The 12,943-nt window shown below is 45.0% G+C and carries 25 protein-coding genes; all 25 read right to left on the reverse strand.

The features are described 5' to 3' along the window. Positions 1 to 10: 10 nt before the first annotated feature. Positions 11 to 1,333 carry a preprotein translocase subunit SecY gene (gene secY, locus GWJ01_RS03605; RefSeq protein ID WP_006535510.1) on the reverse strand — a complete coding sequence of 441 codons (1,323 nt, stop codon included), beginning with the start codon at positions 1,331 to 1,333 and terminating at the stop codon, positions 11 to 13. A 7-nt stretch (positions 1,334 to 1,340) separates the two neighbouring features. Further along, a complete protein-coding gene (gene rplO, locus GWJ01_RS03610; protein WP_004246944.1) occupies positions 1,341 to 1,775 on the reverse strand; it encodes a 50S ribosomal protein L15 in 435 nt (144 codons plus the stop codon). Positions 1,776 to 1,778: 3 nt separating this feature from the next. Then, positions 1,779 to 1,958 (reverse strand): 50S ribosomal protein L30, encoded by a 180-nt coding sequence (gene rpmD, locus GWJ01_RS03615; RefSeq protein ID WP_036914634.1) that lies wholly within the window; start codon positions 1,956 to 1,958, stop codon positions 1,779 to 1,781. Positions 1,959 to 1,963: 5 nt separating this feature from the next. Further along, positions 1,964 to 2,464, reverse strand: a complete 501-nt coding sequence (gene rpsE, locus GWJ01_RS03620; RefSeq protein WP_109395558.1) for a 30S ribosomal protein S5 — start codon at positions 2,462 to 2,464, stop codon at positions 1,964 to 1,966. Positions 2,465 to 2,478: 14 nt separating this feature from the next. Further along, a complete protein-coding gene (gene rplR / locus GWJ01_RS03625; protein ID WP_023583471.1) occupies positions 2,479 to 2,832 on the reverse strand; it encodes a 50S ribosomal protein L18 in 354 nt (117 codons plus the stop codon). Positions 2,833 to 2,841: 9 nt separating this feature from the next. Continuing rightward, positions 2,842 to 3,375: a 50S ribosomal protein L6 gene (gene rplF, locus GWJ01_RS03630; protein WP_036933221.1), complete on the reverse strand. Its 534-nt coding sequence runs from the start codon at positions 3,373 to 3,375 to the stop codon at positions 2,842 to 2,844. Positions 3,376 to 3,389: 14 nt separating this feature from the next. Then, positions 3,390 to 3,782 (reverse strand): 30S ribosomal protein S8, encoded by a 393-nt coding sequence (rpsH, locus tag GWJ01_RS03635; RefSeq protein ID WP_004246950.1) that lies wholly within the window; start codon positions 3,780 to 3,782, stop codon positions 3,390 to 3,392. 32 nt (positions 3,783 to 3,814) lie between these two features. Further along, positions 3,815 to 4,120 (reverse strand): 30S ribosomal protein S14, encoded by a 306-nt coding sequence (rpsN, locus tag GWJ01_RS03640; RefSeq protein ID WP_006535503.1) that lies wholly within the window; start codon positions 4,118 to 4,120, stop codon positions 3,815 to 3,817. A gap of 12 nt (positions 4,121 to 4,132) precedes the next feature. Next, positions 4,133 to 4,672: a 50S ribosomal protein L5 gene (gene rplE / locus GWJ01_RS03645; RefSeq protein WP_075674041.1), complete on the reverse strand. Its 540-nt coding sequence runs from the start codon at positions 4,670 to 4,672 to the stop codon at positions 4,133 to 4,135. A gap of 13 nt (positions 4,673 to 4,685) precedes the next feature. Beyond that, positions 4,686 to 5,000 carry a 50S ribosomal protein L24 gene (rplX, locus tag GWJ01_RS03650; protein ID WP_075674042.1) on the reverse strand — a complete coding sequence of 105 codons (315 nt, stop codon included), beginning with the start codon at positions 4,998 to 5,000 and terminating at the stop codon, positions 4,686 to 4,688. A 10-nt stretch (positions 5,001 to 5,010) separates the two neighbouring features. Beyond that, on the reverse strand, positions 5,011 to 5,382 hold the full coding sequence (gene rplN / locus GWJ01_RS03655; protein WP_004246955.1) for a 50S ribosomal protein L14: 372 nt from the start codon (positions 5,380 to 5,382) through the stop codon (positions 5,011 to 5,013). Positions 5,383 to 5,558: 176 nt separating this feature from the next. Then, on the reverse strand, positions 5,559 to 5,813 hold the full coding sequence (gene rpsQ / locus GWJ01_RS03660; RefSeq protein WP_023583468.1) for a 30S ribosomal protein S17: 255 nt from the start codon (positions 5,811 to 5,813) through the stop codon (positions 5,559 to 5,561). Continuing rightward, positions 5,813 to 6,004, reverse strand: a complete 192-nt coding sequence (rpmC, locus tag GWJ01_RS03665) for a 50S ribosomal protein L29 (RefSeq protein ID WP_004238624.1) — start codon at positions 6,002 to 6,004, stop codon at positions 5,813 to 5,815. Before rpmC ends, rpsQ begins: the two co-directional genes overlap by 1 nt. After that, positions 6,004 to 6,414 carry a 50S ribosomal protein L16 gene (rplP, locus tag GWJ01_RS03670; protein WP_006535500.1) on the reverse strand — a complete coding sequence of 137 codons (411 nt, stop codon included), beginning with the start codon at positions 6,412 to 6,414 and terminating at the stop codon, positions 6,004 to 6,006. The genes rpmC and rplP overlap by 1 nt, the downstream gene beginning before the upstream one ends. Before the next feature lie 12 nt (positions 6,415 to 6,426). Beyond that, positions 6,427 to 7,128 carry a 30S ribosomal protein S3 gene (rpsC, locus tag GWJ01_RS03675; RefSeq protein ID WP_023583467.1) on the reverse strand — a complete coding sequence of 234 codons (702 nt, stop codon included), beginning with the start codon at positions 7,126 to 7,128 and terminating at the stop codon, positions 6,427 to 6,429. Between the two features lie 17 nt (positions 7,129 to 7,145). Next, a complete protein-coding gene (rplV, locus tag GWJ01_RS03680; RefSeq protein ID WP_006535498.1) occupies positions 7,146 to 7,478 on the reverse strand; it encodes a 50S ribosomal protein L22 in 333 nt (110 codons plus the stop codon). Between the two features lie 14 nt (positions 7,479 to 7,492). Next, on the reverse strand, positions 7,493 to 7,771 hold the full coding sequence (gene rpsS, locus GWJ01_RS03685) for a 30S ribosomal protein S19 (RefSeq protein ID WP_004246960.1): 279 nt from the start codon (positions 7,769 to 7,771) through the stop codon (positions 7,493 to 7,495). A gap of 14 nt (positions 7,772 to 7,785) precedes the next feature. Then, positions 7,786 to 8,610 (reverse strand): 50S ribosomal protein L2, encoded by an 825-nt coding sequence (rplB, locus tag GWJ01_RS03690; protein ID WP_099660734.1) that lies wholly within the window; start codon positions 8,608 to 8,610, stop codon positions 7,786 to 7,788. 19 nt (positions 8,611 to 8,629) lie between these two features. After that, a complete protein-coding gene (rplW, locus tag GWJ01_RS03695; RefSeq protein ID WP_004246962.1) occupies positions 8,630 to 8,932 on the reverse strand; it encodes a 50S ribosomal protein L23 in 303 nt (100 codons plus the stop codon). Continuing rightward, positions 8,929 to 9,534, reverse strand: coding sequence for a 50S ribosomal protein L4 (rplD, locus tag GWJ01_RS03700; RefSeq protein ID WP_088494062.1), 606 nt, complete (start codon positions 9,532 to 9,534; stop codon positions 8,929 to 8,931). The genes rplW and rplD overlap by 4 nt, the downstream gene beginning before the upstream one ends. A gap of 16 nt (positions 9,535 to 9,550) precedes the next feature. Beyond that, entirely contained in the window at positions 9,551 to 10,180 is a 630-nt protein-coding gene (gene rplC, locus GWJ01_RS03705; protein ID WP_023583465.1) for a 50S ribosomal protein L3, read from the reverse strand. Positions 10,181 to 10,212: 32 nt separating this feature from the next. Beyond that, entirely contained in the window at positions 10,213 to 10,524 is a 312-nt protein-coding gene (rpsJ, locus tag GWJ01_RS03710) for a 30S ribosomal protein S10 (RefSeq protein ID WP_001181005.1), read from the reverse strand. Between the two features lie 350 nt (positions 10,525 to 10,874). Then, a complete protein-coding gene (bfr, locus tag GWJ01_RS03715; RefSeq protein WP_075674372.1) occupies positions 10,875 to 11,348 on the reverse strand; it encodes a bacterioferritin in 474 nt (157 codons plus the stop codon). A 77-nt stretch (positions 11,349 to 11,425) separates the two neighbouring features. Next, a complete protein-coding gene (bfd, locus tag GWJ01_RS03720; protein WP_109395559.1) occupies positions 11,426 to 11,623 on the reverse strand; it encodes a bacterioferritin-associated ferredoxin in 198 nt (65 codons plus the stop codon). Between the two features lie 216 nt (positions 11,624 to 11,839). Next, positions 11,840 to 12,943 (reverse strand): elongation factor Tu (tuf, locus tag GWJ01_RS03725; protein ID WP_161710710.1); only part of this gene is annotated, 1,104 nt, incomplete at its 5' end.

Here is a 12,943-nt window from a genome sequence, read left to right on the forward strand (position 1 = left end):
TTATCAGTAATTAACCTTTAAGATTTGCTTTTTTCAATGCAGACTCATACTGACTTGACATCAGGAGAGTTTGCACTTGAGCCATAAAATCCATGATGACCACAACCACGATTAAGAGGGAAGTACCACCAAAATAGAAAGGTACTTTCATTGCGTCACGCATGAACTCCGGGATGAGACAGATAAAGGTAATATACAAGGCACCGATTAAGGTTAAACGTGTCATTACTTTATCTATATATTTAGCCGTCTGCTCTCCCGGGCGAATTCCTGGTACAAATGCACCGGACTTCTTCAGGTTATCTGCCGTTTCTCTTGGGTTGAAGACCAACGCCGTATAAAAGAAACAGAAGAATATGATTGCAGCAGCGTATAGTAACACATAAATAGGTTGACCAGGCTGTAGATTTAAAGAAATCGTCGTCAGCCAACCCCACCCTGTACCATCGCCAAACCAAGAGGTTATTGTACCAGGAAACAGGATAATACTTGAAGCAAAAATTGCTGGTATAACACCCGCCATATTTACTTTAAGTGGTAGATGTGTACTTTGTGCCGCGTATATTCTACGCCCTTGTTGACGTTTTGCATAGTTAACAACGATACGACGTTGTCCTCTTTCTACAAAAACAACAAAGAAAGTAACCGCGAACACCAATACTGCAACCAACAATAACAGGAGGAAGTGCAGTTCGCCTTGCCGCGCCTGCTCGATGGTTTGACCAATGGCAGGTGGAAGACCTGCAACGATACCTGCAAAGATAATGATTGAGATACCGTTACCAATACCACGTTCAGTGATTTGCTCACCTAACCACATTAGGAACATTGTCCCAGTGACTAAGCTCACAACAGCCGTAATATAGAATGGTAGACCTGGATTAATTACCAGACCTTGCATTCCTGGCATATTCGGTAAGCCTGTTGCGATACCAATTGATTGGAATATCGCCAGCACCAAAGTACCATAACGGGTATATTGGCTGATCTTACGACGACCGGCCTCCCCTTCCTTCTTAATCTCTGCTAACCGAGGGTTAACCACTGATAAGAGTTGGATAATAATCGATGCCGAAATATAAGGCATGATACCCAGCGCAAAGATAGAAGCACGGCTAAGAGCACCACCAGAGAACATATTAAACATTTCAATGATGGTGCCTTTTTGCTGATCGAGCAATTTGGCAAGCACAGTGGCATCAATACCAGGGATAGGAATAAAAGAGCCAATCCTAAAGACAATAAGTGCACCAAGAACAAACAAAAGTCTGCGTTTTAGTTCACCAACACCACCTTTAGCACTCTGAAAATCTAAACCTGGTTGTTTAGCCATCTGTCACTTATTCCTCAATTTTACCGCCAGCTGATTCGATTGCTGCACGGGCACCTTTGGTAACACGCAGACCACGAATAGTCACTGCACGGTTAACCTCGCCAGACAGAATTAATTTTGCAAATTCAATCTGTGGGCCAACAACGTTTGCGGCTTTCAGTGCATTCAGATCGATTACATCGCCTTCAACGTAAGCTAAATCAGACAGACGGATTTCCGCAGTCACGAATGATTTACGTGAAGTAAAACCAAATTTTGGTAAACGACGATATAAAGGCATCTGGCCACCTTCAAAACCACGACGTACGCCACCGCCAGAACGAGATTTCTGACCTTTGTGACCACGGCCGCCAGTTTTACCTAAGCCAGAACCGATACCACGACCTACACGTTTAGGCGCATGCTTGGCACCTTCAGCCGGAGACAGAGTATTTAAACGCATCTCTTACTCCTCAACTTTAACCATATAGGAAACCAAGTTGATCATACCGCGAACTGCTGGTGTATCTTCGCGTTCTACAGTGTGACCGATGCGACGCAGGCCTAAACCAGTCATAGTTGCCTTATGTTTAGGCAGACGGCCGATTAAGCTGCGTGTTTGAGTAATTTTAATAGTCTTAGCCATGGTCATTACCCCAGAATTTCTTCAACGGATTTACCACGCTTAGCTGCGACCATATCTGGAGACTTCATGCTATCTAAAGCGTCCAGTGTTGCACGAACCACGTTAATCGGGTTAGTGGAACCATAGGTTTTAGCCAGTACGTTACGAACGCCAGCCACTTCTAGAACTGCACGCATTGCACCACCTGCGATGATACCGGTACCTTCATAAGCAGGCTGCATAAATACGCGAGAGCCTGTGTGAGTACCTTTAACAGGGTGGAACAGAGTACCGTTGTTTAAAGCGACGGTTTTCATATTGCGACGGGCTTTTTCCATCGCTTTCTGGATTGCTGCCGGAACTTCGCGAGCTTTGCCATATCCGAAACCAACGCGGCCATTACCATCACCAACTACTGTAAGAGCAGTGAAGCTAAAGATACGACCACCTTTAACGGTTTTAGATACGCGGTTTACCGCGATCAGCTTTTCCTGCAGTTCGCCAGCTTGTTTCTCGATGTGAGCCATCTTACACTCCTACCTTAGAACTGAAGGCCAGCTTCACGGGCAGCATCTGCCAGTGCCTGGACTCGACCATGATATTGGAAACCGGAACGGTCAAATGATACTACTTTGATACCTTTTTCCAGAGCGCGTTCAGCAACAATTTTACCAACTACTGCTGCTGCTTCTTTGTTTCCAGTGTTTTTCAGTTGCTCAATGATAGCTTTTTCTGTAGTAGAAGCGGCCACCAAAGTTTCAGAACCGTTTGGTGCAATAACCTGCGCATAAATATGGCGAGGGGTACGGTGTACCACCAGGCGAGTCGCACCCAATTCCTGGAGCTTACGGCGTGCGCGGGTCGCACGACGGATACGAGCTGCTTTCTTATCCATAGTGTTACCTTACTTCTTCTTAGCCTCTTTGATACGCACAACTTCGTCGGCGTAACGAATACCTTTACCTTTATAAGGTTCAGGGCGACGGTAAGCACGCAGTTCAGCTGCTACTTGACCAATCACTTGCTTATCCGCACCTTTCAGTACGATTTCAGTTTGTGTTGGACATTCAGCAGTGATGCCTGCTGGCAGTTGGTGTTCCACTGGATGTGAAAAACCTACTGATAAGTTAACCGCATTGCCTTTAATAGACGCACGATAACCTACACCTACCAGTTGCAGTTTCTTAGTGAAGCCTTCGGTAACACCTACAACCATTGCATTTAACAGAGAACGAGTAGTACCCGCCTGTGCCCATGCATCAGCAAAACCATCGCGAGGTGCGAAAGTTAACTGGTTGTCAGCATGTTGAATTTCAACTGCATTATGGATAGTACGAGTTAGCTCGCCGTTTTTACCCTTAATCGTAATTACCTGACCGTTGAGTTTAACCTCTACGCCGGCAGGAATGACGACGGGTGCTTTTGCCACACGAGACATTCTTTCCTCCCGAATTAAGCTACGTAGCAGATAATCTCGCCACCAAGACCTGCTTGGCGAGCTGCACGATCAGTCATAACACCTTTTGAGGTAGAAACAACAGCGATGCCCAGTCCTGCCATAACTTGTGGCAGCTCATCTTTTCTTTTATAGATGCGCAGACTTGGACGGCTTACGCGCTGAATGCTTTCTACTACAGCCTTACCTTGGAAATATTTTAAAGTGATTTCCAGTTCTGGCTTAGTGTCGCCTTCAATTTTAAAATCTTCGATATAACCTTCTTCCTTAAGCACGTTGGCAATCGCCACTTTCAGCTTGGAGGAAGGCATTGTGACCGCAACTTTGTTCGCGGCCTGACCGTTACGGATACGGGTCAGCATATCCGCGATGGGATCTTGCATGCTCATCTGTCTTTACTCCCGTGATTCAATTATGGTAATTACCAGCTAGCCTTTCTAAGGCCCGGGATTTCACCGCGCATAGCGGCTTCACGGACTTTAATACGGCTGAGGCCAAATTTCCGCAGGAAACCGTGCGGACGTCCAGTTTGACGGCAGCGATTACGCTGACGTGAAGGACTTGAATCACGTGGCATAGTTTGCAGTTTCAGAACAGCATTCCAACGATCTTCGTCAGACACGTTCACATCTGAAACGATAGCTTTCAGTTCTGCGCGTTTTGCGAAGAATTTCTCAGCTAAATTCGCACGTTTTACATCACGTGCTTTCATAGATTTCTTAGCCATGAATGCCCTGCCTTACTTGCGGAACGGGAAGTTAAACGCTGCTAACAGTGCGCGACCTTCATCATCTGATTTCGCAGTCGTAGTAATGGTAATATCCAAACCACGAACACGATCCACTTTATCGTAATCGATTTCAGGGAAGATGATTTGCTCACGTACGCCCATGCTGTAGTTACCACGACCATCAAATGACTTAGCGGATAAACCACGGAAGTCACGAATACGAGGTACAGCAATAGAGATCAAGCGTTCAAAGAACTCCCACATGCGTTCGCCACGCAGGGTCACTTTACAGCCGATCGGATAGCCCTGGCGGATTTTGAAGCCTGCAACAGATTTGCGTGCTTTGGTGATCAAAGGTTTTTGACCTGAGATTGCTGCTAAATCAGCTGCTGCATTATCCAGCAGTTTCTTATCAACAATCGCTTCACCAACACCCATATTCAGGGTGATCTTCTCGACCCGAGGGACTTGCATGACAGAATGGTAACCAAACTGAGACATCAGTTGTTGGACCACCTCGTCTTTGTAGTAATCATGCAGTTTCGCCATCGTATACTCCAAATTACTTGATAGTTTCTTTATTAGATTTGAAGAAACGAACTTTTTTACCGTCTTCGAATCTAAAACCTACACGGTCAGCCTTGCCGGTTGCCGCATTGAAGAGTGCAACGTTAGAAACTTGAATAAACGCTTCTTTTTCAACGATGCCACCTGGTTGATTCAGAGCCGGAACTGGCTTCTGATGTTTTTTAACCAGATTGATACCTTCAACGAGAACTTTACCAGAAGAAAGAACCTGTTTTACTTTACCGCGCTTACCTTTATCTTTACCAGTAAGAACGATAACTTCGTCATCACGACGGATTTTCGCTGCCATTGCCTGCTCCTTAGAGTACTTCAGGTGCCAGAGAGATTATTTTCATAAACTTCTCATTACGAAGTTCACGAGTAACCGGCCCAAAAATACGCGTACCAATAACTTGCTCGCTGTTGTTGTTTAACAATACACAAGCGTTGCTATCGAAGCGAATGACAGAACCGTCAGGGCGACGAACACCCTTCTTGGTGCGCACCACTACCGCTTTCAGTACATCACCTTTCTTAACTTTACCACGTGGAATTGCTTCCTTGATGGTAATTTTGATGATGTCACCTACATCTGCGTAGCGACGGTGCGAGCCACCTAGAACCTTGATACACATTACGCGACGTGCACCGGAGTTGTCGGCCACGTTCAGCATAGTCTGTTCTTGGATCATTTTAGTGCTCCGCTAAATGTCAACTACTACTGAGCCACTTCCACATTAGAAGAGGCCGTTCAATATCCCATAATACGAGGGAGCGGCATTATAACACCACATTCTCGATATGGACAGAAAAAATAAACGGCTCGTTCAGTTTTGAGCCGTTTATTTCGTACGAAAAGGCTATTTTATTACAGAACAGCTTTTTCTACAACGCGAACTAACGCCCAAGACTTAGTCTTAGACAGTGGACGTGTTTGACGAATTTCTACTACGTCACCAATTCCACATTCGTTATTCTCGTCATGTACATGCAGTTTGGTCGTACGACGGATAAACTTACCATATAATGGGTGTTTAACCATACGATCGATAGCAACGACAATAGATTTCTCCATTTTGTCACTAACTACACGACCTTGCAGAGTACGGATTTTATCGGTCATTACGCACCCGCCTTCTCAGTCAGTAAAGTCTTAACGCGTGCGATATTACGACGCACTTGTTTCAACAGATGAGACTGTTGTAACTGACCACTTGCTGCCTGCATACGCAGGTTAAACTGCTCGCGCAGTAAGTTCAGCAGTTCTGTGTTCAGCTCTTCAACGCTCTTTTCGCGCAGCTCTTTTGCTTTCATTACATCACCGTCTTAGTTACAAAGGTGGTTTTGATAGGCAGTTTTGCTGCCGCCAGCTTGAATGCTTCACGGGCCAGTTCTTCAGGCACACCATCCATTTCATACAGGACTTTACCTGGCTGGATTAAGGCAACCCAATACTCAACGTTACCTTTACCTTTACCCATACGGACTTCGAGCGGCTTTTCAGTGATTGGTTTGTCTGGGAACACACGGATCCAGATTTTACCCTGACGCTTAACTGCACGGGTCATTGCACGACGTGCCGCTTCGATCTGACGTGCAGTCAGACGACCACGGCCCACAGCTTTAAGACCGTAAGTCCCGAAGCTTACATCCGCACCAGCAGCTAAGCCACGGTTGCGGCCTTTGTGCACTTTACGGAATTTTGTACGCTTTGGTTGTAACATCAGCGACTCTCCTTACTTGCGGCCTTTACGCTGCTGCTTTTTAGGTTGAGCAGCCGGTTTTTCCGCCTGTTCAACTGCAGCCATACCACCCAGGATCTCACCTTTGAAGATCCATACCTTAACGCCGAGCACACCATAAGTGGTTTGTGCTTCTGAGGTATTGTAGTCGATATCTGCACGCAGAGTGTGCAGAGGTACACGACCTTCACGATACCATTCAGTACGAGCGATTTCAGCGCCGCCTAAACGACCACTTACTTCCACTTTAATACCTTTAGCGCCTAAACGCATAGCGTTCTGTACCGCACGCTTCATAGCACGACGGAACATAACACGACGTTCCAGCTGTGAAGTGATGCTGTCAGCAACTAATTTTGCGTCCAGTTCAGGTTTACGTACTTCGGCGATATTAATTTGCGCAGGAACGCCAGCGATATCCGCTACGTTTTTGCGCAGTTTTTCAACATCTTCACCTTTTTTACCGATAACGATGCCTGGGCGAGCAGTGTGAATAGTCACACGGATGCTTTTCGCAGGACGTTCGATAACGATACGAGATACAGATGCTTTAGCCAGTTCTTTAGTTAAGTACTGACGTACTTTAAAATCGCTGTCTAGGTTGTCAGCGAATTCATTGGTACCCGCATACCATGTGGAATTCCAAGGCTTGACAATGCCAAGGCGGATACCATTAGGATGTACTTTTTGACCCATTGCTAGTCTCCAGAGTCTCAGCGATCAGACACAACCACAGTGATGTGGCTGGTGCGCTTCAGAATACGATCTGCACGGCCTTTTGCACGAGGCATAATGCGCTTCATAGAAGGACCTTCGTCAACAAAGATCTTAGCTACTTTCAGATCATCAATGTCAGCGCCATCGTTGTGTTCTGCATTAGCAATAGCAGACTCCAGTACTTTCTTCACTAAACCAGCAGCTTTCTTGTTGGTAAAGGTTAAAATTTCCAGAGCTTGCGACACTTTCTTACCGCGAATCAGGTCAGCTACCAAGCGAACCTTCTGAGCAGAAGAACGAGCGTGGCGATGCATAGCGATAGTTTCCATCTCTTCCTCCTACCTTATTTTTTCTTAGCCTTTTTATCGGCTGCATGACCGCGATAAGTACGGGTCGGCGCGAATTCACCCAGTTTGTGACCAACCATTTCGTCGGAAACGTAAACTGGAACATGCTGACGACCATTATGGACAGCGATGGTCAAACCGATCATGTTAGGAAAGATCGTTGAACGACGGGACCAAGTCTTAACAGGCTTTTTGTCACCGCTTTCCACCGCTTTCTCTACCTTCTTCAGCAAGTGCAGGTCAATGAAAGGACCTTTCTTGAGAGAACGTGGCATGGCTTATCCTCTAATTATTTCTTAGTACGACGATGAACGATAAAATGTTCAGTGCGTTTGTTTTTACGAGTCTTCTTACCTTTGGTTTGGATACCCCAAGGTGTTACAGGGTGTAAACCAAAGTTACGACCTTCACCACCACCATGTGGGTGATCGACTGGGTTCATCGCAGTACCGCGAACGGTAGGACGAATACCACGCCAGCGACTTGCACCAGCTTTACCCAGAACGCGTAACATGTGCTCAGAGTTGCCAACTTCACCGATAGTTGCACGGCAATCAGAAGGAACTTTACGCATTTCACCAGAACGTAGACGAATAGTGACATAAGCACCATCACGAGCAACGATCTGAACGTAAGTACCAGCTGAACGAGCTAACTGACCACCTTTACCTGGTTTCATTTCCACGTTATGAACTGTAGAACCAACCGGGATATTACGCATTGGTAAGGTGTTACCCGCTTTGATAGCAGCATCAACGCCAGACTGAACTTTATCACCCGCTTTCAGGCCTTTTGGAGCCAGAATGTAGCGACGTTCACCATCAGCATACAGCACTAAAGCGATGTTAGCTGAACGGTTTGGATCATATTCCAGACGTTCTACTGTCGCAGGGATACCATCTTTGTTGCGTTTGAAGTCAACAATACGGTAAGCCTGTTTGTGACCACCACCGATATGACGGGTAGTGATACGACCATTGTTGTTACGACCACCGGACTTGCTGTTTTTTTCCAGCAATGGCGCATAAGGTTTTCCTTTATGCAGCTCAGGGTTTACCACTTTAACTACGTGGCGACGGCCCGGAGACGTAGGTTTACATTTAACAATTGCCATTGTTCTTTACTCCTCCGACTTACTCAGCGCCGCCGACGAAGTCCAGATTCTGGCCTTCCTTCAGGGTTACGTAAGCTTTTTTCCAGTCGCTACGACGACCAATACGCTGACCGTGACGTTTCACTTTGCCTTTCATCAGCAGAGTGTTAACACTTTCAACTTCGACTTCAAACAGTTTTTGTACAGCTGCTTTAATCTCTGCTTTGGTCGCGTCTTTAGCAACTTTGAGAACGATGGTATTTGATTTTTCCATCGCGATAGAAGCTTTTTCAGATACATGCGGCGCGCGCAGTACTTTCAGCAGACGTTCTTCACGGATCATGCCAGCATCTCCTCAACTTGCTTCACAGCGTCAGCAGTCATGACGACTTTGTCGAAGGCGATTAAGCTAACAGGGTCGATTGTTGCTGCATCACGTACGTCAACTTTATATAAGTTGCGTGCTGCTAAATACAGATTCTCATCTACATCAGCAGTGACGATCAGAACATCAACCAGAGCCATATCTTTCAGTTTCTGTGCTAAAAGTTTAGTTTTAGGCGCTTCAACAGAAAAATTCTCTACGACGATCAGACGATCTTGACGTACCAATTCAGACAGAATGCTCTTCAGAGCACCACGGTACATCTTTTTGTTTACTTTTTGACTGTGGTCCTGTGGTTTAGCTGCAAAGCTAACACCACCAGAGCGCCAAATTGGGCTCTTGATTGAACCTGAACGTGCACGACCAGTACCTTTCTGTCTCCAAGGCTTTTTGCCTGAACCAGAAACTTCAGCACGAGTTTTCTGAGCACGAGTACCTTGACGAGCACCAGCAGCGTATGCAACGACTACTTGATGCACAAGCGCTTCGTTAAAGTCACGCCCGAAGGTAGTTTCGGAAACAGTCAGCGCGCCTTGCGCGTCTTTCATTACCAATTCCATTCCTATCTCCTCGACGTTACGCCTTGACAGCTGGTTTAACGATCAGGTCACTGCCAGTTGCACCTGGAACAGCACCTTTGACCAGCAGCAGGTTGCGCTCAGCGTCAACACGTACTACTTCCAGGCTCTGAACGGTAACTTGTTCGTTACCCAGTTGACCTGCCATTTTCTTGCCTTTAAACACCTTACCCGGAGTCTGGTTCTGACCGATAGAACCCGGAACACGGTGAGACAAGGAGTTACCATGGGTAGCATCTTGAGTACGGAAGTTCCAGCGCTTTACAGTACCGGCAAAACCTTTACCTTTAGATGTTCCAGTAACGTCGACTTTTTTAACGTCAGCGAAAATTTCTACGCTAATGCTTTGACCTACAGTGTATTCTTCGCCTTCATTCAGACGGAATTCACGTAGTAAGCGGCCAGCTTCAACACCAGCTTTAGCAAAATGCCCTGCTTCAGGCTTCAGTACACGGTTAGCTTTTTTGCTACCAGTAGTCACCTGAATGGCACGATAACCGTCTTTCTCCAGATCTCTGACCTGAGTAACACGGTTGTTTTCAATTTCGATAACGGTTACAGGGATTGAAACGCCATCTTCAGTGAAGATACGAGTCATTCCTACTTTCTTACCGACTAAACCAATCATTGTTTCAACCTCTCAATCGCTTGATGACCTGATTAACCTAGGCTGATCTGCACGTCTACGCCGGCAGCCAGATCCAGACGCATCAGAGCATCAACGGTTTTCTCGGTTGGCTCAACGATGTCAACCAGACGTTTGTGAGTGCGAATTTCATACTGATCACGCGCATCTTTATTAACGTGCGGAGAAATCAACACTGTGAAACGCTCTTTGCGAGTCGGCAGTGGGATTGGACCACGAACTTGCGCACCAGTGCGCTTAGCAGTCTCTACGATTTCCGCAGTTGATTGATCAATCAGACGATGATCAAAAGCTTTCAGGCGGATACGGATTCTTTGGTTCTGCATGAGACCAGAGCTCCAACTATTTTTTATAAACGTAAATGATCACTACTCGTACCCATTTCGATTGATGAGAGAGTGTAATCGTTCTGCATATAACTCCCCAATCGGGAGTATTATATTAATGCAATATAAAATCTGCATTAGCTGATAAATCAGCCCCACTAAATCAGTGAGCCTGCGCATTATACTTGCCTGAGTGATGAAATCAAGCCAAGAATAAAAAATCAGCGATAAAAATTCGTTTTATCTTTTCAAAAATAAAAAAAGCAAAGGCAACCTTCATTACCTTTGCTTTTAAAAGCGTCTAATTATCCATTAAAGGAGATAGATTATTCCCTTCTGTATAAGCTAAATTACTCTTCAATAATTTGAGCTTGCAGATAATTTTGAAGTCCCATGCGTTCGATAAGTTCAAGCTGGGTTTCTATCCAATCAATATGCCCTTCTTCATCGGTTAGAATTTCTAGCATGAGATCACGGCTGACATAGTCATGAATTGAATCTGCGTAAGCAATGGCTTCACGTAAATCTTTGGCGCCACCTAATTCTAATTCCAGATCAGAACGTAGCATCTCTTCAACATCTTCACCGATGTTTAGTTTGCCTAAATCTTGTAAATTTGGAATGCCCTCAAGGAACAAGATGCGCTCGATATATTTATCTGCGTGTTTCATCTCATCTATAGATTCATGATATTCCATTTCATTGAGGCGTGTGAGTCCCCAATTCTTGAACATTCGGGCATGTAGGAAATACTGATTAATTGCAACAAGCTCACCACCTAATAACTTATTAAGGTGGGCTATCATTTTTTTATCACCTTTCATTTTTATGCTCCTTTGCTTCCAGTCTTTTCAGTGTAGACCTTTTATACAAAGAGGAGAGAAAGGAAATTTAAAATTTGTTATGCAACTTCAGAAATTTGTGGGTAAAGAACTGATTGCTCATTTTCGATAAGTTGACGGGCTTGACGTACGCACTTACCGCAACAACTTCCAACAGGTAAGATTTTGCGTAATTCATTAATAGTGCGAATTTGATATTTATGGACAGTTGAGATAATTTTTTTATCACTCACACCGTTGCAAAGACATACGTACATAATAACAACCTCATTAACTACTCACGCTCAAGATAGTAAATGATAATTATTATGATTTCAATTTCTATTTATTTAACTTAAGTTTTTTTACTTATTTGTGTCATCAGCGATGATGCAGAAAAAATATTAATACTTTACTGAGATTTAAAATATCTAATCTTCAGATATAAAAAAGGGCATCTTACGATGCCCTTCTCTAGGAAATTACGCGAGTAATTAACCTAATACTTTAGCAACAACGCCCGCACCTACTGTACGGCCACCTTCACGGATAGCGAAACGTAAACCGTCGTCCATCGCGATTGGGTGAATCAGTTCAACGATCATGTTGATGTTGTCACCTGGCATTACCATTTCTACGCCTTCTGGTAATTCGATAGTACCAGTTACGTCAGTTGTACGGAAGTAGAACTGTGGACGGTAGCCTTTGAAGAATGGAGTGTGACGACCACCTTCATCTTTGCTCAGAATATAAACTTCTGATTCGAATTTAGTGTGTGGCTTGATTGAACCTGGTTTTGCCAGTACTTGTCCACGTTCGATTTCTTCACGTTTAGTACCACGCAGAAGAACACCAACGTTCTCACCTGCACGACCTTCGTCAAGTAATTTACGGAACATTTCAACGCCAGTACAAGTTGTTTTAACAGTTGGTTTGATACCAACGATTTCAACTTCTTCACCAACTTTGATTACGCCACGCTCAACACGACCAGTTACTACTGTACCACGGCCTGAGATTGAGAATACGTCTTCGATTGGTAACAGGAATGGTTTGTCAATTGCACGCTCTGGTTCTGGGATGTATGAATCCAGTGCTTCTGCTAATTCAACAATTTTTGCTTCCCACTCAGCTTCGCCTTCCAGTGCTTTCAGCGCTGAACCACGGATTACTGGAGTGTCATCACCTGGGAAATCGTACTGAGACAGAAGTTCACGAACTTCCATTTCTACTAATTCCAGTAACTCTTCATCATCTACCATGTCACATTTGTTCAGGAATACGATGATGTAAGGAACACCAACCTGACGACCTAACAGGATGTGCTCACGAGTTTGTGGCATTGGACCATCAGTCGCAGCAACAACCAGGATAGCTCCGTCCATTTGCGCAGCACCAGTGATCATGTTTTTAACATAGTCGGCGTGACCTGGGCAGTCTACGTGTGCGTAGTGACGAGTTGGAGTGTCATATTCTACGTGTGAAGTAGAGATGGTGATACCACGAGCTTTTTCTTCTGGTGCGTTATCGATTTGATCGAATGCACGAGCAGCACCACCGTAAGTTTTAGCTAAAACTGTAGTGATTGCAGCAGTCAG

This window comes from Proteus sp. G2618, from assembly GCF_009915995.1.
GTDB classification, from domain to species: Bacteria; Pseudomonadota; Gammaproteobacteria; order Enterobacterales; family Enterobacteriaceae; genus Proteus; species Proteus terrae.